Origin of the sequence: Frigoribacterium sp. CFBP 8766, assembly GCF_014841435.1 — a bacterium.
In the GTDB taxonomy this organism is placed as follows: Bacteria; Actinomycetota; Actinomycetes; order Actinomycetales; family Microbacteriaceae; genus Frigoribacterium.
Map to the genome: position 1 here is coordinate 60,290 of NZ_JACYTX010000004.1, position 23,071 is coordinate 83,360.

The window sequence follows — 23,071 nt, forward strand, 5'->3', positions numbered from 1 at the left end:
CCTCGGCTCAGCGGGGTGTGGCGTCCCCGTCGTCGGAGGCGTCGCCGCCGGGGGGAGGGGTGCCCTCGGTCCGATCGTCGTCGGCCGAGGGAGGTGCGGGTGTGGCCGGCGCCGGGGGCGCGGTCGGTGCCGGAGGTGCGGCCGGCGCGGGAGGCGCGGCGGCGCCGGTCTCGGCGAGCAGCGTCTCGAGGCGCAGCTCGCGCTCTCGGCTGAACACCGTGAGGGCCCGCGTGGCCACCAGCACGAGGCGCATGAGCAGGACGGCGAGCGCGATGCCCAGCCCGAGCAGCGCCACCGCGGCGAGCGTCGTGAGGATGGACGAGAAGCTCGGTCCGTAGTCGTAGGCGACCATCGGTTCTTCGTAGGACATGCTGCTGACGCTAGGGCCGATCGTCTCGGCACCGCGCCCCCGCGATCGAGGGGAGCACCGCCTCCTCGACGACGGAGGAGGCGCACGGCGGGTGCCGTGCGCCTCCTCGGCTCACCTGGTCGGGCGGCTCAGTGCCCCGCAGATCAGTGCCGGCGTGCCGGCTTCCGCGGGCGACGGAGCACCAGCAGGGTCCCGCCCGCGACCAGCAGCAGCACCGCGATGCTCGCGGGCACCGCCAGCTCCGTGCCGGTGAAGGCGAGGCTGCCGCCGCCGGGTGCGGTGACGACCAGGCCGCCTCCGTCAGCTGCCGGGGTGACGGCGACGCCCGGCGACGCGGGCACCGTCACGGCCAGCTCGGCGGTCGAGCGGCTGCCGTCCTCATCGGCGACCGAGTAGGTGACGGTCGCCGTCCCGGAGAACGCCGCCTCGGGGGTGAAGGTGATCGTGCCGTCGATGCCGACCCGCCACGTGCCCGTGCGGGGCACCGTCACCGACGAGACGATCTCGCCGGTGGCCGGGTCGACGAGCTGCACCGAGCGCGGGTCGAGCGCGGTCGAGCCCGAGCTGTCGTTGCCCGTCACCGTGACGGTCACGGGCGTGCCCGGGGTCGTCGTGCCGCGGTCGTCCACGGCGGTCGGGGGAGCGCCCACCGTCACGGTGACGGTCGAGCGGGCGGTGCCGCCGTCGACGTCGCTGACGACGTAGGGCACGGTGACCGTGCCGGTGTACGGGGCCTCGGGGGCGAAGGTGATCCGCCCCGTCGTGGCGTCGACCGTGAAGGTCCCGGTGCCGGCGACCGTGACGGTCGTGACGGGCGAGCCGGTCCCGTCGAGCAGCCGGACGGACGTCGGGGCCAGCGGGGTGCGGGCGTTGCCGGGCGCGTCGTTCGCCACGGGGTCGATCGTCACGGGGGTCCTGGCCGGCGTCTGCGCGCTGTCCGGTGCGGCCGTGGGAGCGACCGAGGTGACGGTGACCACGACGGTGGCCGTCGCGGTCAGTCCGCGTGCGTCGGCGACCTGGTAGGTGACCGGTGCCGTGGTGCCGACGAAGGCCTGCGCCGGCGAGAAGACGACCGAGCCCTTCGCGGGGTCGATCCGCAGCACTCCGACGCCGGGCAGGGCGAGGGTCCTCCCGCCGTCGGCGAGCACGGCTCCGGCCGGCTGGCCGGTCGTCGTGAACACGACCGAGGTCGGGTCGATCGCCGCACCGCCGCGGACGCCGGCGGCGTCGTTGGCGACGAGGTCGACCGTGACCGGGGTGTTCTGCGGGGTGGTCGCCCGGTCGTCCACGGCGCGCGGGGCGACCGGGGTCACCGTGACCGTGGCGACGGCGGTGCTCGTGGCGCCCCCCGCGTCGGCGATCCGGTACGTGACCGGCGTCGTCGTGCCGGCGAAGCCGTCGGCCGGCGTGAAGGTCGCGACGCCCGAGGTGCGGTCGACGCTCCACACGCCCTGCGCCGGGACGGTCAGCGTGCGGCCGCCGTCGGAGACGACGGCGTCCTTCGGCTGGCCCGCGGCGGTGAAGACCACGGTGCTCCGGTCGACCGCCGTGCCGCCCGCCACGCCGGGAGCGTCGTTCAGCGGGAGGTCGAGGGTGACCGCGGTGTTCTGCGGCGTGCTGGCCGTGTCGTCCTGGGCCTTCGGCCCGACCTCGCGCACCGTGACGGTGAGGGTCGCCGTGGTCGAGGTGCGGTCGACGTCGGAGACGCCGTAGACGACCGGCGAGGCCTCGCCGCGGAAGCCCGCGACGGGGGCGAAGGTGATCGCTCCGGTGGCCGGGTCGATCGTGTAGGTGCCCTGGTCGGCGACCGTGAGGGTGCGGCGGTCGGTCGACACGTCGGCTCCCGCGGGCTGTCCCTTCGCGGGGAACACGACCGAGGTCGGCTCGATCGGGGTCCGGGCGTTGCCGCCGCGGTCGTTCCCGACGGCGTCGACCGTCACCGGGGTGCCCTGACGGGTCTCGGCGGCGTCGTCGGTCGCGGTCGGCGTGACGGGCGCCACGGTGACCGTGATCCGGCCGGCGCCCTGGGCTCCGCCCGTGTCGGCGACCTGGTAGACGACGGGGCTCGTCGTGCCGGTGGCTCCCTGGGCGGGCGTGTAGGTGACCCCGCCGGTGGCCGGGTCGGCTGTCCAGGTCCCCTGGCCGGGGACGGTCAGCGTGCGGCCGTCGTCCGAGACCGTCGCGCCCGAGGGCTGGCCTGTGGTCGGGAAGACCACGGTGGTCGGGTCGAGCGGGGTGCCGCCCTCCACGCCGGGGGCGTCGTTCGAGGTCACGTCGATCAGGACGGGTGTGTTCTGGCTCGTCGCGTCGGTGTCGTCGGACGGCGCCGGGCCCACCGGGGTGACGGTGACCGTGACGGTCGTCACCGACGACTCGCCGTCGTTGTCGGCGACCCAGTAGCTGATCGGTGTGGCCTCGCCGCGGAACGCGGGCTCGGGCGTGAAGGTGATCGCGCCGGTCTTCGGGTCGATCTCGTAGACGCCCTGGTCGGGCACGGTGAGCGTGCGGCCGTCCTTCGACACGGTGGCGTCGGCGGGCTGGCCGGGAGTGGTGAACGACACGCTGGTCGGGTCGATCGGCGTCTGCTCGTTGCCGGCCACGTCGTTGTCCAGCACGTCGGTCACGACGGGGCGTCCCTGCTCGGTGGTGGGGCGGTCGGGGTTCGCGGTCGGCGCCACGGTGTTCACCCTCACCTCGATGGTGGCGGTGTCCGTGAGGCCGCTCGTGTCCGACACCTGGTAGGTGACGACCGTCACGGGCCCGGCGAAGCCGGGCGCGGGGGTGAAGGTCACGACGCCGGTGTCGGGGTCGGCGCGGTAGGTGCCCTGGCCGTCGACGGTCGCGACGCGGCCGCCGCCCGAGACCGTGACCCCGGCGGGCTGGCCCGCAGCGGGGAACACGACGGTCGTCGGGTCGATCGGGGTGCCGCCGGCGACGCCGGCAGCGTCGTTGGCGGTCACGTCGACCGTGACGGGAGCGTTCTGCCCGGTCGTGGCGATGTCGTCCGTGGCCCGGGGGGCGACGGCGCTGACCGAGACGGAGATCGGAGCCGTGGAGGCGGTGCCGTCGGCGTCCAGGGCACGGTACGTCACCGGGGCGGCGTCGCCGCGGAACGCGGGATCGGGCGCGAAGGTGACCTTGCCGGTGGTGGCGGAGGCGGTCCAGGTGCCCTGGCCGGGCACGGTCAGCGTGCGGCCGTCGTCCGAGAGGACGGCGCCGGCGGGCTGTCCGGCCGCGGGGAACGTCACGGAGGTGCGGTCGATGCGGCCGCGGTCGTTCCCGAGCACGTCGATCTCGACGGCGGCGCCCTGGCTGGTCGTCGCGGCGTCGGCGACGGCGGTGCCGGCGAAGGCGACGGTCATCGCGGCCGAGCCGCGCTTGCCGCGGACGTCGTCGACGGTGTACTTCACCGTGGTCGGGTCCCCGACGAGGCCGTCGGCGGGGGTGAAGGTCACGCGACCCGTGGTCGCGTCGACCGTCCAGGTGCCCTCTCCGGGGACGACGAGGGTGCGGCCGTCGCTCGAGAGCTGTGCGCCGGTGACGCCGGGCGCGAGGAGGCGCACGGTCGTGGCGTCGAGGTCGCCGGAGTCGTTCGCGAGCACGTCGACGGTGACCGGTCGGCCCTCTGCGTTGCCGCGCGACGTGTCGTCCTGGGCGGTCGGGCCCGCGAGCGGGTTGGCGAACTCGCACTTCACGTTGCTGCCGTTGGCCGACGGCACGGTGAAGGCGGCGGTGCTGCCCTTGCCCTCCGACACGACGGCGCCGGTCCCGATGTCCGTGCACCGGTACTCCGTGGCGTAGTCCGCCGGGTTCGTCGTGTCGTTGGCGGGCGTCTGCGTCGCCGTGTACGACTGGCCCGGCAGCAGGATGACGGGACCGGCGGTCGCCGACGTGTCCTTGTCGGCGGTGCTCGCGGTGGCCGGCTTCGGGATGTCCCCGCCGCCCACGGCGACGGTGAACTGGTCGTCGGCGTCGTGGCGCCCCTCGGAGAGCGTCGTCGACGCCTGGCCGGTGGAGGGGTACTGGCGCGTGCCCATGTCGGTCAGCGTGACCGAGGGGGTGCGACGGTCGAGGATCGCGCCCGTGACGGGGTTGACCTCGAGGAAGCTTGCGCCGCTGCTGCCCGAGATGTAGAGGTAGCCGTCGTCGGCGAAGGCGAGCGACGTGAGCGCGGCGGGCGGGGTGATGACCGGGCCCACGGGGATCGCGGTGGCGGTGGTCGTCGTCCCGCTGAGGACGGCCGCGTCGACACGGTAGATCTGTGCGTTGCCGGCGCTGCTCGAGATGAAGTACATGTTGCCGAGGCGGTCGAAGGCGAGGTCGCCGTTGCCGCCGGGCGGCGTCGGCGCCGTCACCGTGATCGCCGTCGCGGCGATCTCGTTCCCGTCCGGGTCGTAGCTGGTGAACGAGAACTTGTCGCCCGAGCCCGTCACGAACCCGCCGAACCAGTACTTGTCCGTCCGGGGGTCGACCCCGCCCATCTGGTTGGCCACCGTGGCGCCGGTCGAGCGTGCGGTGGTCTCCCAGGCGGTGCCCGGCGCGGTCGCCGACGCCGTGTACTCGTACACGTTCGTCCCGTTGGTCATCAGCAGCTTGTCGCCGTCGTTCGTGAAGCCGAGCTGGTTGAGCCCGGTCGCGCCGGTCGGCTCGGTGAGGACCGTGGTCGCCGTGCCGGTCGTCCGGTCGATCGACACCACGGAGGAGGAGCCGGACACGGTCCCGTAGATCGCCGCGGTCGAGAACTTCTCGGCCGCGGAGGCCGTCTGGGGCAGCACGAGGGCGGAGCCGCCGGCGACGAGCGCGACGACGCAGCTGCCTGCGAGCAGTCTGAGGTGCGGGCGCGCTGATCGAGCGCGGTGCTTGGCGGGCACGGCGGAGCCTTTCGTCGGGTGGGTGCTCGGCGACGGGGATCACCGAGCCGTCAGAGTCAAGCGGTCCCCGGTCCCGACATCGATCGACTGTCCTCACTTGTGCCGTCAAGTGGGGTACCCCGAGGCGGTCAGGAGGGAGGCGGCACTCGTTCCGCGGACATCGCAGGAGGCGCGGGTGCGCTCAGCGGATCACTCATGTCGACGGGCGGCGGCGACGGGGTACGGTCGCGATCATGGGGGCGACGGAGCTGGCGCGGTGGGTCCTGCGTCCGGTGCTGCGCCTCCGGCTGGCCTGGTTCCGCCACCTCGTCCGCGGCGGGACCTTCCCGCCTGCCCCGACGGCGGCTGCGCTCCAGGCCGCGGTCGAGGCTCGGGCCGACCCGTCGGCCGACCGGGTCGGCTGGCTCGGCAGCCCCGCCGGGGCCCGCTTCGGCGTGCTCCACGACGACCTCACCACCCTCGCCCGGGTGGCCTCGCTCGTCGAGGCGCGTCGCGGTCGGCCGATGGTCTGGATCGAGGACGGGACCGCCCTGCTCACGGTCCGCGACGCGGCGGAGAACGGGACCGCGGCGCTCGCCGACGTCGACGTGACCGTCGTCGCCCTCGGCTTCAGCGACGTCATGCTGATGACCTCGGCCGAGGCCTGGACGCGCGACCTCGACCGGCTCCTCGACTGCGCTCGTCGGCCCGGCCGTGTCCTCACCCCCGTGATCGTCGGCGGCATCCCGCCGATGGACCGCTTCACCGAGACCGCCTGGACGGGCCGGGAGCTGATCCGGCGGCAGGTCGCTCGGCTGGACGCGGCGACCGCCGAGCTCGTGCGTCGTCGCGGCGACTGCGTCTTCGTGCGCTTCCCCGACCTCGACGCGGGCGCCGCGCAGGTGCGCGGCCGCCTCTGGTCGTGGTCGCGGGTGCACCAGCTCTGGGCCGCGGCCCTCGCGCCCGAGCTCACGCGCCTCCTCGACGAGGACGCCTAGGGCGCCCCCGAGCTGCAGGGCGAGCGACCGCAGCCGAGACGGTGGACCCGACCTCGTCGGAGCCCCGTCAGGGCAGGGGCCGACCTCGGGTAGCCGCGTCGGGGGAGAGCATCCAGTCGGCGATCAGCGACGTCGTCGTCGTGAACTCGACGAGGTCCGGCCGGTTCAGGAAGGCGTGGCGCGTCCCTGCGAGGACGTGGTGCTCGACGTCGACGCCCGAGGCGGCGAGCTCCGACGCGAAGAGGTCGCCGGAGGCACGCATGTTGTCGTGCTCGGCGTTCACGACGAGCGTTCGAGGGAACAGCCCGACGTCGTGCCCGCCGGGGAAGGCGAGGCGGTCGCCCAGGGTCCGTCGCGACCCGGCGTAGCCACGGTTCATCGCGTCGAGGGCCCACGGGGCGTGCGTCACGCGACGGTGGCGTTGCGACCGCTGTCGCGGATCGTGTGCCCGAGGGTGCACCCCGTGGAAGAACCCGTACGCGAAGACGGCCCCGACGGGGCGGACGCCCTCGTCGAGGGCGCGGAGCGTCGCCGCGGCCGCGAGGCACGCACCCGCGCTGGCTCCGCCGAGCACCACGCCGTGGGGCGATCGGGCGAGCACGTCCTCGAGGGCTGAGGTCACGTCGTCGAGGGCAGCCGGGAAGCGCGCGCGTGGCGTGACCGCCGACGACCTGGCCCAGCCGAGTCCAGGAGGCGGTGCCAGCCGATAGCCCGCTGTCGCGACCCGCAGGCCCCGGCCGGCGAGTGCGGTCGCGACCTCGTGTGCCTCGGGGATGTCGAGGCTGCCCCGGAAGAAGCCGCCGCCGTGCAGCCACAACAGCGTGGGGCCCGGCGTCCGGTCGTCCTGGCCTCGCCGCCCGGGCTCGTACCAGCGCACGGGGACGGAGCCCGCCCTCGTGTCCTCGTCCTGCAGCTCGTGCCCCACGACCGGCCTCCCCTCGGGGCCGCACCCGCGCCTCCCACGCCGATCCTAGGCAGCCGAACGGCAGGGCAGTGGCGCGCCCGCACGGCAGGATGTCCCCATGACGGACATCAGCGGCATCGACCTCGCCCGCGAGCTGAGCCAGGTCGAGGCGCACTGGACGCCTCGGGTCGTGGGGCAGGTCAACGACCAGTACGTGAAGGTCGCGAAGCTGCTCGGCGAGCTCGTGTGGCACGCCCACGACGCCGAGGACGAGATGTTCCTGGTCGTCTCGGGCCGCCTCCGCATCCAGCTGCCGGACGACCACGAGGTCGTGCTCGGCCCCGGCCAGTTCCACGTCGTGCCCCGCGGGGTGCAGCACAACCCGATCGCCGACGAGGAGGTGGAGATCGTCCTGATCGAGACGGTCACCACCGCGCACACCGGCGACGTCGTCGTCGAGGGGACCGTGCCGGTCGAGCGCCAGCTCGGCGCCTTCCGCTGACGGGGGGCGTCGGCGACCGCGCCGGGGCGGCGCGACAGGCGAGAAGGGACCGGACTGGCGTGGGCCCGCCCCCGCCTCGTCCCTTCTCGCCTACGTGCCGGGGTCGGCGAGCGGGCGGAGCCCCACGGCGGGCAGGACGACGCCGTCGATCAGGCCGAGCAGGAACGCGCGGTCGACCGGCTGCTTCATGATGATCGTGCGGTAGGCGACCATCGACGGCGAGATGAGCGCGAGGTCGTCGATCGCGATGTCGGCAGGGATCTCGCCCCGGTCGATGGCCCGCTGCAGCAGCCGGCGGTTGATCTCGACCCGGGGCTGGACGATCGCCGTGTTGACGGCGGCGGCGAGTTCGGGGCTGTCGGCGAGCAGCGAGACGATGCCGGCCATGACCTTGAGCTTCTTCTCGTTGTCCTGGATCGAGTGCGGCCGGATCATCGCGACGAGGTCGCCACGCAGGGTGCCGGTGTCGGGCAGGCCCACCGGGTCGCCGGGGCCGGGGGCGGCCTTCATGCACGCGACCGCGTCGATGACGAGGTCGCTCTTGGACGCCCAGCGCCGGTAGACGGTCGCCTTGCCGGCCTTGGCCCGCGTCGCGACCATCTCGATGGTCATCCCGTCGTAGCCGGTCTCGGCCAGCACGTCGATCGCCGCCTGCAGGATCTCCGCGTCGCGCGAGTGGTCGCGCTTGCGGCCCAGCTTCGGGGAAGCCGTCCCCGCCTCGACGCCGGATCCGGGCTCGACGGGAGTCTCGACCTCGACGGCTGCGTCGTCCTGCGTCATCGCTCCCTGCCTCCTTCGTCGGCCTCCCCATCCTAGGCGGACATATCCGAAACTGGGTAGTTCCGAAACTGTCGCGGACCGTATAGAGTCCCCGACATGACCCAGACCTCACCCGCCACGAGCGGCCCTCCCGCCGTGGCGTCCCGCCGCTGGTGGACCCTCACCACCGTCGCACTGGCCCAGCTCATGGTGGTGCTCGACTCGACCGTCGTGAACATCGCCCTGCCCAGCGCGCAGGCCGACCTCGGCTTCTCGGACGGCGACCGCCAGTGGGTCGTCACCGCCTACTCGCTCGCCTTCGGCAGCCTCCTCCTGCTCGGCGGCCGCCTCTCCGACCTCATGGGCCGCAAGCGCACCTTCGTGATCGGCCTCGTCGGCTTCGCGCTCGCCTCGGCCCTCGGCGGCGCTGCGGGCAGCTTCGGCACGCTCGTCGCGGCCCGGGCCCTGCAGGGCGCGTTCGGCGCGCTGCTCGCCCCGACGGCGCTCGCCGTCCTCACCACCACGTTCACGGTCCCGAAGGAGCGCGCCCGCGCCTTCGGCGTCTTCGGCGCGATCGCCGGGGCAGGAGGCGCGCTCGGCCTCCTGCTCGGAGGCGTCCTCACCGAGAACGCCGACTGGCGCTGGAACCTCTACATCAACGTCGTCATCGCGGTCGTCGCCGTCGTCGGCGCCGTGCTGTTCCTGCACACCGTGCCGCGTCAGGGCCCTCGCCCGAAGCTCGACGTGCCCGGCACGCTGCTGGTCTCGGCTGCGCTCTTCTCGCTGGTCTACGGCTTCTCGAACGCGGAGGCCGAGGGGTGGGGCTCGCCGCTCACCTGGGGCTTCCTCGCCGCCTCCGGCGTCCTGCTGGTCGCGTTCGTCCTGTGGCAGCGCCGCGCGGAGCACGCGCTGCTGCCGCTCAGCGTGGTCCTCGACCGCAACCGCGGCGCGGCCTACCTGTCGGTGACGATCGCCGGGGCCGGCATGTTCGGCATCTTCCTGTTCGTCACGTATTACCTGCAGACCTCGCTCGCCTACACGCCGATCCAGACGGGCGTCTCGTTCCTGCCGATGATCGGCATGCTGATCCTGGCGGCGCAGCTGTCGACGAACGTCTTCGTGCCGCGCTTCGGGCCGAAGGTGATGGTGCCGTTCGGCATGCTCCTCGGGGCGGCGGGCATGCTCTACCTGACCCGTCTCGGCCTCGACAGCACGTACGCCCGCGACGTGCTGCCCGCGCTCATGGTGCTCGGCTTCGGCATGGGCTCGATCATGCCTGCCTCGATCCAGACGGCCACCCTGGGCGTCGACCGAGGACATGCAGGAGTCGCCTCCGCGATGGTCAACACGGGCCAGCAGGTGGGCGGCTCGATCGGCACGGCTCTGCTCAACACCCTCGCGGCCACGGCCGTGACGGGCTACGTCGCGTCGCACCTGCCCGCCGACGCCCGCACGGCGGCCGAGGCGGCGGTGCACGGCTACGCGACGGCGTACTCGTGGGGCGCCGGCTTCTTCCTGCTCGGCGCCGTCCTCGCGGTGACGCTGTTCCGCACGAAGGCCGACACGCGGGCCCGGGCCGAGGCGGCGGCGGCCGCGGCCGACCGCTCCGGCGACGCCGGATCGACGGCCCCTGAGCCGGTGATCGCGCACTAGACCGGGGCTCTGAGCCCCCGCCGGCCGCCTCGGGGCGACGCCGCCGGGGGCTCTCCCGCACCTGGTCGGCCGCACCGGCTAGCCTGAGCCGCATGTCACGTCGGGGTCCGTACGCGAAAGGCGTGGCCAAGCGCGAGGAGATCCTCCGCACGGCCCTCGAGGTCGTCGACCGGAACGGGATGCGCGGCACCTCGGTGCGTGAGCTGGCCGCCGCGGTCGACCTGACCCAGGCGGGCCTGCTGCACCACTTCGGCAGCAAGGAGGAGCTGTTCCTGGCGATCCTCGCCGTCCGGGACGACGAGGACCTCCAGGGCGCGGACGGCGTCGACATCATCGACCAGTTCCTGCTCGTGACCGGGCGCAACGCGCAGACGCCGGGGATGGTCCAGCTCTTCACGAGCACGGCGTCCGCGGCGACGAGCGACCCGGCGCACCCGGCGCACGCCTGGTTCGCCGAGCGATACGTCCGCGTCCGCACGGCCCTGGCCGACGCGATGCGCCAACGCCAGGCGATCGGCGAGATGCCGGGGGACGTCGACGCCGAGCAGCTCGCCGCCGTGATGACCGCGGTCAGCGACGGGATGCAGCTGCAGTGGATGCTCGACCCGACGACCGACATGGCCGCGCACGTCCGGCTCGTCTGGGAGCTCGCACTCCGGCGTGCCCCGCTGTCGGTCACGGGCTGAGCGCCGCCGTCGGCGCCCCGCGCCGCCGGTCCCGGCGTAGGGTCGCGCACGTCGGCTCAGCGGACGACCCCGGCGCCTCGACCGGCGGCGGCGCGGACGGTCGTCGGAGGAGAGCACCGTGAAGGTCGTCATCACCGGGTCGCGCGGCAAGGTCGGACGCGCCGCCGTGCGCAGGTTCGTCGAGGCAGGGCACGACGTGCTCGGCGTCGACCTCGCCCGGCCCGTCTTCGACGCCGGGGAGGTCGTGCCGGGCAGGTACGTCATGGCCGACCTCACCGACCCGGGCTCCGCCTTCGCCGTCGTGGCCGGCGCGGACGCGGTCGTCCACGTCGCCGCCATCCCGCAGCCCACGGGGAACCCGGCGCACGTCGTCTTCCAGACGAACCTCATGTCGACCTTCAACCTGGTGGAGGCGGCTGTCCGGTTCGGCGTGCCCCGCTTCGTCAACGTGTCGAGCGAGAGCATCGTCGGCAACTTCTTCCCCGAGCGGCCGTTCCTGCCCGACTACGTCCCCGTCGACGAGGAGCACCCGCTGCACCCGCAGGACCCGTACGCCCTCTCGAAGGCCTTCGGCGAGCAGCTGATGGACGCGGCCGTCCGGCGGTCCGACCTGCGGGCGATCTCGATCCGGCCCAGCACGGTGCACGACGAGAGCAACTGGGAGGAGAACCTCGGCCCCCAGGTGCGCGAGGCGTCGCCGGAGAGCGCCAACTTCGGCAGCTACGTCGACGCCGACGACCTCGCCGACGCGCTGCTGCTCGCCGCCGAGTCCGACCTGCCGGGCCACGAGGTCTTCTACGTCGCCGCCGCCGACAACGCGGGCGGCCACGACTTCGCCGCCACGCTGCGCCAGCACCACGGCGACGCGGTCGAGCTCCGTGAGCTCGACCGCGTCGACGCGTCGGGCATCTCGACCGCCAAGGCCGAGCGGCTGCTCGGCTGGACGGCCAGGCGTTCGTGGCGCGACCACCTCGACGCCGACGGCCGCCGCCTCACCGCGGGCTGAGGTCCGGGACGGCCCTAGGCCCCGCCTGCGTCGCCGCAGGCGCACGCGCGCGACGTCGCCGCCCACACCGCGACGGCGGCGGCCGCCGACCACGCCTGCGGCCGGCACGACGCGGGGTACGGCACCGGCGCGGGCACGTCGGCCGCGGCGTCGCCCCCGTGCAGCTCGGGCATGCGGTAGCCGAACCACGGTGCCGCGGCGAGGAGTCCCTCGGACAGCAGCCGCGCCTCCTCGTGGTGGTGGGTCGCGGCGAGGCCGCCGATCGCGACGGCGGTGTCGTGGGTCCAGACGGTGCCAAGGTGGTAGCCGAGGGGCCAGAAGCCGGCCGCGTCCGAGCTGAGCGTGCGCAGGCCGAAGCCGCTCGCGAGCGAGGGGTCGACGAGGCGCGCGGCGACCAGCGCCTCCTCGTCGGCGTCGAGAAGGCCCGTGCCGAGCAGGTGCCCGATGTTGCTCGTGACCGTGTCGACCGCGCGCTTGTCGGCGTCGAGGGCGACGGCGGGGAACCTGCCTCGCGCGTCCGTGACCCAGAAGCGCTCGCGGAACGCCGTCCGCAGCCGGTCGGCCCAGCCGCGCCACTCGTCGGCCCCGGGTCGGTCGAACGCGTCGAGCAGGTCGGCGCCGTGCACGGCCGCCTCGTGCGCGTACGCCTGCACCTCGCACAGCGCGATCGGTCCGTCGGCGAGGCGCCCGTCGCTCCACTGGACACTGTCGCCCGAGTCCTTCCAGCCCTGGTTCGACAGGCCGTGGCCGGTCTCGTCGACGTACTCGAGCAGACCGTCGCCGTCGCTGTCGCCGTGGTCGCGCATCCAGGCGAGCGCCGCCTCCAGGTGCGGCAGCAGGACCTGCACCTCGTCGTCGGGGAGGCCCGCGCGCCATGCGTCGTGAAGCAGACAGACCCACAGGGCCGTCGCGTCGACCGTGCCGTAGTAGAGGGGCGCGAGCGTGACGCCCTCGCCGTGGATCTCGAGCGGTCGCTGCCGCAGCTCGTGCATGATCTTGCCGGGCTGCTCGGCGCTCGCCGCGACCTCGTGCGTGCCCTGCAGGCCTGCGAGCACGCGCAGGGTGCCGGCCGCGACGCCCAGGCCGGTGCGGAGGTCGGGGTCGAGCGGCAGCGCCAGCCGCGCAGCCCAGAGCGAGTCGCGGCCGAAGAGGGTGAAGAACCAGGGGGCGCCCGCGGCGAAGAACACGTCGTCGGGTCGGTCGGCCGTCGTCATGCGGAGCGCCGACAGGTCGCCGAGCGCCTGGTCGAGCCAGCGGGCCAGACGGTCGTCGCGCGGCGCAGGGTCGAGCGCGCCCCAGCGCTGGTCGCCCTCGACGCCGGCGACGACCGCGCCGTCGAGGACGGTCGCGAGCTCGAGCCCGGCCGAGGCGGCGCCCCGGGCCGGCACACGGAGGTGCCAGGTCAGCCGCAACTCGCCGTCGGCGGTGGCCTCGACCTGCGCCGCGCCTCCTGCGTCCTCGCTGCCCGTCGTGCCTCCGTCGTCGGCCCCGCCCGCCGCGCTTCCCGAGCCGGTCGTCGTCAGCGTCGTCACGGCGTCGCCGCCCGACCAGGAGGCGCGGGCCCCGTCGACCTGAACGTCACGCGGCGGCACGGCCGGCAGCCCCGCCTTCACCTCGTCCATCGACGACGCGTCGGGCCGCACGACCACGCTCACGACGACGTCGAGCTCGCGAGCCAGGCGCGACGTCGCCGTGAGCGTCTCGCGGACCCCGCCGGTCCCGATCTCGCGCAGCAACGACAGCCGCACGTCGGGGTCGGCCCCTTGGTCGTCGAGGCCGCGCAGCAGCGACTCGAACCGGATCGAGGAGGCGCCGAGCGGCACCGAGGCGATCGTCTCGACCCTGCTGCCCCCGACCTCGACCCGGTGCCCGCGCAGCACGCGGGTGTCGCCGACCCAGACGCCGTGGATCGCAGCGCCGCCCATCGCGCCGGTCGAGTCGGACCAGGCCTGGGCGGGCGCCTTGAGCACCACGGTCTCGGCGGCGAGGAACGGCTGGAGCGGCTCGGCCGCAGGGGCCGACGTGGCCGACGTGGCCGACGCGGCGGCGTCGGCCGCGTCGGCTGCGGCGCCTGAGTCGACGGTGGTGGTGGGTCGTGACGTGGTGTCGGTCATGACGGGAGGGGTCCTTGCGCTGAGGGGCGTGCGGGGGAGGTGCTGCGGCGTGAGCGGGACGGAGCCGGCCCCGGCGGGATGCCGGCCCGCGCCCTCACTCCTTCACGGCCCCGTCGCTGCTGTTCATGATCTGGCGCTGGAAGACGAAGAAGATCACGGCGACGGGGATGGTCATGACGACCGCGGCGGCGAGCTTCACCGGGTACTGGCTGCCCTGGCTGAGCTGCCCGGAGGCGAGCCCCGCGACGCCCTTGGTGAGGGTGGTCAGCTCGGGCGACTGGGTCGAGATGATGAAGTGCGAGAGCTCGTTCCACGACCCCTGGAACGACAGGATGATGATCGTGATCAGCGCGGGACGGGCCATCGGCAGCACGATCGACCAGAAGACACGGAACGTGCCGGCGCCGTCGATGCGGGCCTGCTCCTCGACGCTCGGCGGGATCGACTCGAAGAAGTTCTTCATGATGAACACCCCGGCCGCGTCGACGAGCAGCGGGATGATCATGCCGGCGTACGAGTCGTAGATGCCGAGCTGGTTGATCACCAGGAACTTCGGGATCAGCAGCACCACGCTAGGCACCGCCATGACGCCGATCAGCGCGGCGAACACGACGCCCCGCCCGCGGAACCGCAGCCGGGCCAACGCGTAGCCCGCCAGCGAGTCGAAGAACACGCGGCCGGCCGTCACGAACACCGCCACGATCGCGCTGTTCGTCGCCCAGGTCGGGAAGTCGCTGTTGACGAAGAGGGTCTGGAACGCCGCCGTGGTCCACGTGGCGGGCACGAGCGAGAGCGGGTCGGCCGCGGCGTCCGCGTCGGTCTTGAACGACGTCGCGACGCTCACCAGGAACGGCACGATGTAGACCAGCGCCAGCGCGACCAGCGCCGCGTAGAGCACCGACGACGACACCAGCGAGGAGGTGCGGCGCGGCGGCCGAGAGCTCTTCCGCCCCGCAGCAGAGGACGACGGGGGAGGCCCGGCGGGCCGGCCGGTGCCGACGAGGTCGGTGACGGGGGCCGTGGCGGTCATCGGCGCGCCTCCTTCTCGTTCGTGGCCGTCGGTTCGTAGAGCGACATCCGTCGTCGCGAGACGGGACGCTCGCGCAGCACGGCGCGCTGCACGATCGTGAGCACGACGATGATCGCGAAGAGCACGAAGGCGATGGCGGCGCCGCGGCCCCAGTCCTGCCCGGCGAAGGCCGAGGTGTACGACAGGTACGAGGGCGTCAGCGTCGTCTTGGCGGGCCCGCCCTGCGTGCCCGTGTAGATCTGGTCGAAGACCTGCCAGGTGCCGATCAGGCCGAGCGTCAGCACCGTGAACAGCGTCGGCCGCAGCTGCGGCAGGGTGACGCGCCAGAAGCGCTGCCAGGCGTTCGCGCCGTCCATCATCGCCGCCTCCTGCACGTCGCCGCCGAGGTTCTGCAGCGCCGCGATGAACAGCAGCATGAAGGTGCCGCTCGTCGTGAAGACGGCCATCAGCACGAAGGCGCTCATCGCGACGGAGGGGCCGGCGAACCAGTCCCACCAGCTCACGCCGAGCAGGTCGTGGTCGGTGAGGAACGCGGGGCCGGTGACGCCGATCGCGCCCAGGGCGTTGTGGACGACGCCGCTCGGGTCCTGGAACCAGGCGGGCCCCTCGATCCCGAGCCACGACAGGGCGCGGTTCACGGCGCCGGTCTGCGTGAAGAGGAACAGCCACACGACGGTGATGGCGACCGAGCTCGTCACGGACGGGAAGTAGAAGGCGGTGCGGAAGAAGCCCCGGCCGCGCAGCACCTGCCGGTTCACGAGCACTGCCAGGAACAGCGAGACCGCGGTCTGGATCGGCACGACGAAGACGACGTACCAGGCGTTGTTGCGCAGCGAGATCCCGAAGTCGCGGGCCGCCAGCCCGCCTCCGTTCACGAGGTCGTCGTAGTTCTGCAGGCCGACGAAGCCGACGGAGGAGCTGAACGGCGAGCCGCGGCCGCTCCAGTCCGAGACGCTGACCCACAGGGCCATCACCATCGGGACGAGCAGGAACAGCCCGAGGATCACGATGGTCGGGGTGACGAAGAGCCAGCCTGAGGTGGCCTCGCCCCGCGAGGCGGTGCCGGGGCGGGCCCTGCGTCCGACGCGGGGCGAGGCGGTGCTCACGGCAGGATCGCCGCGTAGTTCGACTGGAACGACTCGAGCAGGTCGGCCGGCTCGGCCGAGCTGAGGCCCTCGAGCTGCGAGTTGAAGTCGGCGATCACGTCGGCCGCGCCCTGCTGCGTCGGCACGCCGACGGCGAAGTCGGCCGAGTCGAGGAAGGCCGCGGAGCCGGGGTTGTCCGTCTTCCACTGGTCGGCGGCCGACTGGACGCTCGGCATCACGCCGAACGCGTCGGCGAAGGCGAGCTGCTGGTCGGTGCTGACGAGCTGCTCGACGAGCTCGAGCGCGGCCTGCTGGTTGGGGCTGTCGGCGGCGATGCCCCAGCAGTTGGTGAACTGCAGGGTGCCCTGGCCGCCGGGGCCGGCGGGCATCTCGGCGACGCGGTAGTCGACGTCGGGGTAGTCGGCGTTCATGGCTCCGGCGATCCAGTTGCCCTCGACGGTCATCGCGGACTTGCCGGTGCCGAAGGCCTCGCCGCCCCAGCCGGCGCCGAGGTCGGCGGCGAACGCGGCGTCGCCGCTCGTGATCAGGTCCTTGACGTAGGTCAGGCCCTCGACGTTCTCGTCGGAGTCGACCGTCGCCTCCGTGCCGTCCTCGTTCGTCAGCGAGCCGCCGGCCTCGGCCATGAAGGCGCCGACGCGGGCGTACTCGGCCCCGAACGCGAGGCCGACGTGGTCAGCGGTGGTGAGCTTCGCCGCGACGTCGGACAGGCCGTCCCAGTCGGTGGGCACGTCTGCGTCGGTGAGGCCCGCCTCCTGCCACATCTGCTCGTTGATGACGAGGCCGAGGGTCGAGAAGTCCTTGGGTGCGCAATAGAACTCGTCGTCGTAGGTGAAGCTGTCGACGAGCGTGGGGAAGAAGTCGTCGGTCTCGCTGAGCTGGTCGCCGTAGGCGAGCAGGCTGCCGTTCTCGGCGAAGCCCGCGAGGGCGTCGGTCGAGAGGTAGAAGACGTCGGCGGGCGAGCCGGAGGCGAAGCCCTGGCTGAGCTGCTGAGGCAGGTCGCTGGCGACGCTCACCTCGGCGTCGGTGCCGCTGTCGCCCGACCAGCTCGCGACGGCGTCGCGGACGGCCGCGGCCTCGGCGTCGCCGCTCGAGGCGATCAGCACGGTGAGCGAGTCGTCGCTCGAGGTGAGGGCGCCGTCGGAGCTCGCGCCGTCGCCGCCTCCCTCGCTGAAGCCGGAGCCGCACGCGGTGAGCGCGAGCCCGGTCACGGTGGCGATGGCGCCGAAGGCCATCAGGCGGCGGATGCGTCGTTGCACGGTGTCTCCTCGTCGAGAACGGTCGTCCCGGTGGTCGTGTCGTCACGGGTTTGAACGATCAAAACCGGGTGGTCGCTAGAGTAGGCACCTGCTCGCGCGGCTGTCAATCGAGGTCGCGGCGGGGTGCGCTCCGCGGACGACGCAGAGCTGCGACGCGGGGCCGACGGGCGACGACGATGACGAGCGAGACGAGGTGGGCGGTGCCGAGTGTCGAGTCGCCGCGCCTGCCCACGGTCGTGGACGTCGCCAAGGAGGCGGGGGTCTCGCGCCAGACCGTCTCCAACGTGCTGAACACGCCCGACATCGTCGCTCCCGCCACGCGCTCCCGGGTCGAGCAGGCGATCGCCTCGCTCGCCTACCGCCCCCACGCCTCGGCGCGGCGGCTGCGCACCCGCAAGAGCTCGACGATCGGGGTGCGCCTCGACCCGGTCGCCAACGGCATCTCGGGGGCGGTGCTCGACCGGTTCCTGCACGCCCTGACCGAGCGGGCCGACGAGCACGGCCTGCGCGTGCTGCTCTTCACGGCGAAGGACCCGCTCGACGAGGTCGCCCAGTTCCGCCGCCTCCTCGACGGGGCCGACGTCGACTCGTTCGTGCTCACGTCGACCTCGTACGACGACCCCCGCACCGACTGGCTGCTGCGCGCCGAGGCCGACTTCGTGTCGTTCGGACGGCCGTGGGGCAGCGACGTGGCCGACCCGGCCCGGCGCTGGGTCGACGTCGACGGGCACCACGGGGTCGCCGAGGCGACCCGCGCCCTGCTCGACGGGGGAGCCCGCCGCGTCGTCTTCCTCGGCTGGCCGTCCACCTCGGGCATCGGCACGGAGCGACGGCAGGGCTGGCGCGACACGATGCTCGCCCACGGCCGGCTCGACCCCGCGGAGCTCGACGAGGTCGACCTGACCGTCGACGACCAGGTCTCGCTCGCCTCCGACCGTGTCCGCCAGCTCGTCGCCCACCTGGCCGAGACCGGCCGCACGATCGACGCGGTCGTCTGTGCCAGCGACTCGCTCGCCCTCGGCGCCTTCATGGTGCTCGGCCGGTCGGTGCCCGTGATCGGCTACGACGACACGCCCGTGGCCGCGGCCCTCGGCCTCTCGAGCGTGCACCAGCCCGTCGAGGAGGTGGCCCACGCCACCCTGGACCTGCTGCTGCACCAGGGCCCCGCAGCCCGCGTCGCCTCGCCCGGCTCGGCCGCCGACCCGCGGCACCGCCTGCTCGCCCCGCGCCTCGTGCTCCGCTAGCCCGCCGCCGCTGCCCTCCTCATTCAGGAAGATGCGTCCTGATCCCCGCAACTCAGGACCGGATCGTCCTGATCCGTGCACGGTCCAGGAGGCGCGGGCCGAGCCTTCCTGGATGCGTCGTGCCTGCCCCTGGACGAGACACCCGCGACGTGCCAGGGTCGGCACATGATCTGGTGGATGGCGCCGCTCGCCGCTGCGGCGGGCTTCGTGGGGCTCTGCCTCGTGCTGCGCGACGAGCAGCGGCAGCGGCGTACGACGCGTGCAGCACGGACGGACAGCCGGGCGCCGGAGGCGCGGCGCGCGTCGCCGACCCCGGTCCGGTCCCCGAGGGGCCGAGCTGGGCAGGGAGCGTCGTGACGGCCCCCGTGGGCCGAGGCCGTCGCCTCCTGCGCGTGCTCGGGGCTGTCGTCGGAGTGCTGCTGGTCGGCGTGCAGACGGCTCTCTCGGCCGTGGCCGTGCTCGGCAGCGACGGCGCGCAGAAGCCGCACCCCGGCCCCGTGCCCGGCCCCGACCAGCGCCCCGAGTACCGGCCCTGAGGCCCGGCCCCGCATGCGCACCAGGGGGACACTGCTCGCGACCACGCTGGCGATCGCCGTGCTCGGGACGACGGCGGGCTGCTCCTTCGGCTGGGGCCCGTCCGTCTTCGAGGACGAGCAGGTGGCGGCCGACGCACTGCCCGACGGCCAGGAGGCGGTCGACACGCTCGCGCCGGAGTCGTCGCGCCTGCTGGGAGACGCCGAGGGCAGCCGCTGGTGGGCAGCCCGGAACGAGGCCGGCGAGTTCTGCCTCGTGAAGGCGGTCGTCCGCACCGGCGGCGCGCTCGACGACGTCTTCTCGGGCTGCGGCGGCGACGAGGGCGGCGGCATGTCGGTCGAGGACGGCGAGGGCCTCCGCGGCACGTGGTCCGCGGTCGCCGACCCGGAGGTCCCGGCCGGCTCCACCCTGCTCCGCGAGCACCTGATCGTCACTCCCGCGCCGTGACCGGGCTGGTGTTCCTCGGCGGCGGAGGCTCCGAGGCCGACGAGGCCGCGTTGTGGGCCGAGGCGTTCCCGGCTGGTTCGCGGGTCGTGGTCTGGCCGTTCGCCCACCGCGCCGCCGTCGATCGTCGAGCGGCCGGCGCGTGGGCGACCGAGGCGCTGCTCGCGATCGGCGTGGAAGACGTGGACGTCTGGGGGACGACCGAGACCGGCGTCGACCGGTCGCGGCTCGACGAGCCCGGTCCTGGCCAGCCCCGGCTGAGCCGACCCGGCGCTCCCGGGCGACGCGGTCTCGACGTCGTGGCCGTCCTCGGCGGCAACACGTTCGACCTGCTGCAGGCGCTGCGGGAGGCGGGCCTCCTCGACCTGCTGCACGCGCACCTCCTCGGCGGCGGGTCGCTCTACGGCGGCAGCGCCGGCGCCGTGCTCGCGGGGGCCGACGTCGACCTCGCCCGCGCCGCCGACCCCGACGACGTGGGCACGACCGACACGCGCGGCCTCGACCTCGTGCACGGCCACGACGTGCTGCCGCACTGGACCGACGACCAGGAGGCGGCGGCCCGGCGGCACTCCCGCGCGTCCGGCCGCCCCGTGCTCGCGATCCCGGAGCGCGGCGGGGTCGTGGTCGCGCGGGACGGCACGGCCCGGTCCGTCGGCCCGGACGACGTCCAGGTGATCACCGCCGAGCGCACCGTCCGGCGTGCCGTCGGCGAGGAGTGGTCGCTGCGCTGAGGCGACCCTCGCGGGGGACTGCGCTCGCCCGCACCCGCGGGACCCGCGCACACCCGCGCTCGCGCCGACGGGTGTGCGCGGGTCCGAGGGGTGCGGAGGCGCCGGCGGCCCGGTGTACGGCCTGCACGCACCGTCGAGGAGGCGGTCCTAGGCTGACGGGACGAGCCCGGCACGCAGACGTCCGGGCCGCCGTCGCGGAGCAGGGCTCCCCGGCGGCGACGACCACGAGGGGGACACCGTGACCGATCCGCAGCGAGACGACCGACTGCTCGGGGGCGCGACGGGCGCCTCCTCGTCGCGACCGGCGGCGCCGACGGCCGCCCCGCAGACCGGCCCGACGGCCGCACCGGTCACCGAGCGGGCCGAGCCCCGGCCGCCCGTGACGGGACAGCAGATCGGCGCGACCCCGTACGTGGCCGCGCTCGCGCTCTCGCCGATCGTCACGCTCGTCGTGGCCGCGGTCGAGATCCGGCGGTCGGTCGAGCTCCTCGCGCCGGGCAGCACCGGCGTGCAGCAGGGCGACTACACGCTCGCGATGGTCGTCAGCCTCGTCGTCGGCATCGGCCTCGTCGTGCTCTCCTGGCTCGACCGGCGCACGCTGCGGGCGCGCGGCGTCGAGCGGCCGTTCCACTGGGCCTGGTCGATCCTCAGCGTGCTGATCTACCTGATCGGTCGCAGCGTCGTCCTGCGGCGCCGCGTGGGAGGGAGCGCCGCACCGCTCTGGCTGTTCCTCGGGCTCTCGGTGCTCGGCGGAGCGATCGCGATCATCATCGGCATCTCGTCGGGAGTCGCCACCATGGACCGCCCGCCGGTCAGCTCCTAGACGCGGAACACCCCCGATTGAGCATCACACCCTCGAATTCGGGGGTGTGATGCACGATCAGGGGTGTCGTGTGACCTCGCCGCGGCCTCAGCGCGCGAGGAACTCCAGCACCACGCGGTTGAACTCGTCCGCGTCGCTGACGTTCGCGCCGTGCGGCGCACCCGCGATGACGTGCAGCTCCGAGCCGGCGATCGCGGCGTGCGTGCGCGCGCCCGAGCCCTCGTAGGGCACGGTCGCGTCGCCGTCGCCGTGGATGACCAGCGTCGGCACGGTGACCTTCGTCAGGTCCTCGCGGAAGTCGGTCGTCGCGAACGAGTTCATCGCGGCGAGGGCCGCGGCCTTGTCGGCCTGCTTCGCGAGGCGCAGCGCGTCCTGGCGGTCCGCCTCCGACACCTTGAGCTCGCCGTCGACCGAGAAGAAGCCGGTGGTGAAGTCGTCGTAGAACGCGTCCTCGTCCTTGGTGAGGCCGGCGGTCATCTCGGCAGCCGCCTCCTTGGTGAGGGGCCCGTCGGGGTTGTCGTCGGTCTTCATCAGGTACGGGGGCACGGCCGACGCGAAGACCACGCTGTGCAGGCGCTCGGTGCCGTACTTGCTGAAGTAGCGCGCGACCTCGCCGCCGCCCATCGAGAAGCCGACGAGCGTCACGTCGTTCAGGTCGAGCTCGGTGAGGACGGTGTGCAGGTCCTCGGTGAGGTGGTCGTAGTCGTAGCCGGTCTTCGGCTTGTCGCTGCGTCCGAAGCCGCGGCGGTCGTACGTGACGACGCGGTAGCCGGCCTCGACGAACGCGGGGACCTGCTTGCTCCACGACTCGCCCGAGAGGGGCCAGCCGTGGATGAGCACGACGGTGCGTCCGCTGCCGCCGAAGTCGTCGACGTGGAGGTTCGTGTCCTTGAAGAGCCCGTGGTGGGCGGTGATCTCGGTCATGGTTCCTGCCTTCCTCGGCCGCACCTGCGGCCTGTCCTCTCGTTCGTACCCGCGCCTCCTGGCGGTTTGCCCGAGGGTCCGTCCCTCTGGTTCGCGTCGCGGACAGGAGGACGACCACCCGGCGCTGCCGACCGGCTCCGGCCGACGTGCGGGCCTCGCCGGTCGGCTCAGGCCGCCGAGTACGCCCCGCCGGCGATGTCGTCGAGCAGGGTCGGGCCGGACGGCGACCAGCCGAGGAGGCGAAGCGTCGCCTCGGACGACGCCGGCATGTCCTGGCCGAAGAAGCCGCCGATCCAGCCGAAGTGGGCACCGGCGTCGGCAGGTGCCACCGACGTCGACGGCAGGCCGAGCGAGTCGCCCAGGGCCTCGGCGATCGCACGGGTCGAGACCCCCTCCTCGGCGGCGGCGTGCAGGACGAGGCCGGGCGTGGCCGCGACGAGGGCGTCCGCGACGAGCCGACCGGCGTCCGAGCGGTGCACGGCGGGCCAGCGCGCCGACCCGTTGCCGATCCAGGCCGAGACGCCCTTCTCGCGGGCGACCGCGGCGATCACCGCGACGAAGCCCTGGTCGCCGGTGCCGTGCACGGTCGGGGCGAAGCGCAGGCTGACGGTGCGGACGCCGCGGTCGGCGAACTCGAGGGCGAGCGCCTCGGTGCCGCCCCGGGGAGCCTCCGGGCCGCTGTGCGGTGACCGGTCGGCCTCGGTCGAGAGCCGACCGTTCGCGAGCCCGGCGAGGCCGCTGGCGAGGAGGAACGGCCGCCCCGACCCCTCGAGCTCTCCCAGCACCGTCTCGACGGCCCTCCGCTCCGCCCGGTTCGACGCGGCCAGGTCGGACCAGTCGTGCTTGTTGGCCAGGTGCACGACCGCGTCGGCGTCGGCGGCTCCGGCCCGCAGACCCTCGAGGTCGTCGAGGTCGCCCCGACGGACGACCGCGCCGCGGCGCTCGAGCGCGGCGGCGGACGAGTCGGATCGAGCGAGCCCGACGACCTCGTGGCCGTCGGCGAGCAGCTCGTCGACGGCGGCCGACCCGATCCAGCCGGATGCTCCGGTGACGAAGACGCGCATGGTGTTCTCCTTCTCTGCTGACAGGGCCGCGGGAGGAGCGGCACCAGTGATGTCAGTGGCTGACGTAGCCATG

At 73.8% G+C, this 23,071-nt stretch carries 20 protein-coding genes; 10 read left to right on the plus strand and 10 right to left on the minus strand.

Annotation, left to right across the window (positions count from 1 at the left end; genetic code table 11):
- Nucleotides 1-7: 7 nt before the first annotated feature.
- Together IFT90_RS13080 and IFT90_RS13085 are read right to left on the minus strand one after the other, a co-directional pair.
- On the minus strand, nucleotides 8-370 hold the full coding sequence (locus IFT90_RS13080) for a hypothetical protein (RefSeq protein WP_192042665.1): 363 nt from the start codon (nucleotides 368-370) through the stop codon (nucleotides 8-10).
- A gap of 143 nt (nucleotides 371-513) precedes the next feature.
- Nucleotides 514-5,241, minus strand: a complete 4,728-nt coding sequence (locus IFT90_RS13085; protein ID WP_192042666.1) for an Ig-like domain-containing protein — start codon at nucleotides 5,239-5,241, stop codon at nucleotides 514-516.
- Nucleotides 5,242-5,474: 233 nt separating this feature from the next.
- Between IFT90_RS13085 and IFT90_RS13090 the strand changes: the two genes are divergently transcribed.
- Entirely contained in the window at nucleotides 5,475-6,218 is a 744-nt protein-coding gene (locus tag IFT90_RS13090) for a hypothetical protein (RefSeq protein ID WP_192042667.1), read from the plus strand.
- Nucleotides 6,219-6,285: 67 nt separating this feature from the next.
- Here IFT90_RS13090 and IFT90_RS13095 read toward each other — a convergent pair whose 3' ends face one another.
- Nucleotides 6,286-7,143, minus strand: coding sequence for an alpha/beta hydrolase fold domain-containing protein (locus tag IFT90_RS13095; protein WP_192042668.1), 858 nt, complete (start codon nucleotides 7,141-7,143; stop codon nucleotides 6,286-6,288).
- A gap of 97 nt (nucleotides 7,144-7,240) precedes the next feature.
- Here IFT90_RS13095 and IFT90_RS13100 point away from each other — a divergent pair, with 97 nt between their 5' ends.
- The gene (locus IFT90_RS13100; RefSeq protein ID WP_192042669.1) at nucleotides 7,241-7,624 is read left to right on the plus strand and encodes a cupin domain-containing protein; all 384 of its coding nucleotides are present in this window, start codon (nucleotides 7,241-7,243) and stop codon (nucleotides 7,622-7,624) included.
- A 90-nt stretch (nucleotides 7,625-7,714) separates the two neighbouring features.
- On the opposite strand, the gene IFT90_RS13105 is transcribed toward IFT90_RS13100, so the two are convergent.
- The gene (locus IFT90_RS13105) at nucleotides 7,715-8,404 is read right to left on the minus strand and encodes a TetR/AcrR family transcriptional regulator (protein WP_192042670.1); all 690 of its coding nucleotides are present in this window, start codon (nucleotides 8,402-8,404) and stop codon (nucleotides 7,715-7,717) included.
- A 96-nt stretch (nucleotides 8,405-8,500) separates the two neighbouring features.
- Here IFT90_RS13105 and IFT90_RS13110 point away from each other — a divergent pair, with 96 nt between their 5' ends.
- From IFT90_RS13110 to IFT90_RS13120, 3 genes are all read left to right on the plus strand, one after another.
- Nucleotides 8,501-10,036, plus strand: a complete 1,536-nt coding sequence (locus IFT90_RS13110; RefSeq protein ID WP_192042671.1) for an MFS transporter — start codon at nucleotides 8,501-8,503, stop codon at nucleotides 10,034-10,036.
- 92 nt (nucleotides 10,037-10,128) lie between these two features.
- Nucleotides 10,129-10,722 (plus strand): TetR/AcrR family transcriptional regulator, encoded by a 594-nt coding sequence (locus IFT90_RS13115; protein WP_192042672.1) that lies wholly within the window; start codon nucleotides 10,129-10,131, stop codon nucleotides 10,720-10,722.
- A 118-nt stretch (nucleotides 10,723-10,840) separates the two neighbouring features.
- Nucleotides 10,841-11,728, plus strand: coding sequence for an NAD-dependent epimerase/dehydratase family protein (locus IFT90_RS13120; RefSeq protein ID WP_192042673.1), 888 nt, complete (start codon nucleotides 10,841-10,843; stop codon nucleotides 11,726-11,728).
- A 14-nt stretch (nucleotides 11,729-11,742) separates the two neighbouring features.
- Here the strand turns inward: IFT90_RS13120 and IFT90_RS13125 are convergent, their stop codons facing one another.
- The 4 genes from IFT90_RS13125 to IFT90_RS13140 form a co-directional block, all read right to left on the minus strand.
- Nucleotides 11,743-13,842 (minus strand): glycogen debranching N-terminal domain-containing protein, encoded by a 2,100-nt coding sequence (locus IFT90_RS13125; protein WP_192042674.1) that lies wholly within the window; start codon nucleotides 13,840-13,842, stop codon nucleotides 11,743-11,745.
- Nucleotides 13,843-13,936: 94 nt separating this feature from the next.
- Complete coding sequence (locus IFT90_RS13130) at nucleotides 13,937-14,872, minus strand: carbohydrate ABC transporter permease (RefSeq protein ID WP_192042675.1); 936 nt, start codon at nucleotides 14,870-14,872, stop codon at nucleotides 13,937-13,939.
- Nucleotides 14,869-15,978 carry a carbohydrate ABC transporter permease gene (locus tag IFT90_RS13135; protein WP_371740952.1) on the minus strand — a complete coding sequence of 370 codons (1,110 nt, stop codon included), beginning with the start codon at nucleotides 15,976-15,978 and terminating at the stop codon, nucleotides 14,869-14,871. The genes IFT90_RS13130 and IFT90_RS13135 overlap by 4 nt, the downstream gene beginning before the upstream one ends.
- Nucleotides 15,975-17,210, minus strand: a complete 1,236-nt coding sequence (locus IFT90_RS13140; RefSeq protein ID WP_192042749.1) for an extracellular solute-binding protein — start codon at nucleotides 17,208-17,210, stop codon at nucleotides 15,975-15,977. Before IFT90_RS13140 ends, IFT90_RS13135 begins: the two co-directional genes overlap by 4 nt.
- Nucleotides 17,211-17,434: 224 nt before the next feature.
- Here IFT90_RS13140 and IFT90_RS13145 point away from each other — a divergent pair, with 224 nt between their 5' ends.
- From IFT90_RS13145 to IFT90_RS13165, 5 genes are all read left to right on the plus strand, one after another.
- Complete coding sequence (locus IFT90_RS13145) at nucleotides 17,435-18,478, plus strand: LacI family DNA-binding transcriptional regulator (protein WP_371812313.1); 1,044 nt, start codon at nucleotides 17,435-17,437, stop codon at nucleotides 18,476-18,478.
- A 353-nt stretch (nucleotides 18,479-18,831) separates the two neighbouring features.
- On the plus strand, nucleotides 18,832-19,014 hold the full coding sequence (locus IFT90_RS13150) for a hypothetical protein (RefSeq protein WP_192042677.1): 183 nt from the start codon (nucleotides 18,832-18,834) through the stop codon (nucleotides 19,012-19,014).
- Between the two features lie 13 nt (nucleotides 19,015-19,027).
- Nucleotides 19,028-19,459, plus strand: coding sequence for a hypothetical protein (locus tag IFT90_RS13155; RefSeq protein WP_192042678.1), 432 nt, complete (start codon nucleotides 19,028-19,030; stop codon nucleotides 19,457-19,459).
- Entirely contained in the window at nucleotides 19,456-20,187 is a 732-nt protein-coding gene (locus IFT90_RS13160) for a Type 1 glutamine amidotransferase-like domain-containing protein (RefSeq protein WP_192042679.1), read from the plus strand. The genes IFT90_RS13155 and IFT90_RS13160 overlap by 4 nt, the downstream gene beginning before the upstream one ends.
- A 238-nt stretch (nucleotides 20,188-20,425) precedes the next feature.
- Entirely contained in the window at nucleotides 20,426-21,010 is a 585-nt protein-coding gene (locus IFT90_RS13165) for a hypothetical protein (RefSeq protein ID WP_192042680.1), read from the plus strand.
- 87 nt (nucleotides 21,011-21,097) lie between these two features.
- On the opposite strand, the gene IFT90_RS13170 is transcribed toward IFT90_RS13165, so the two are convergent.
- Together IFT90_RS13170 and IFT90_RS13175 are read right to left on the minus strand one after the other, a co-directional pair.
- Complete coding sequence (locus IFT90_RS13170; protein WP_192042681.1) at nucleotides 21,098-21,934, minus strand: alpha/beta fold hydrolase; 837 nt, start codon at nucleotides 21,932-21,934, stop codon at nucleotides 21,098-21,100.
- A 167-nt stretch (nucleotides 21,935-22,101) separates the two neighbouring features.
- On the minus strand, nucleotides 22,102-23,070 hold the full coding sequence (locus tag IFT90_RS13175; RefSeq protein ID WP_305798575.1) for an SDR family oxidoreductase: 969 nt from the start codon (nucleotides 23,068-23,070) through the stop codon (nucleotides 22,102-22,104).
- Nucleotide 23,071: the final 1 nt, after the last annotated feature.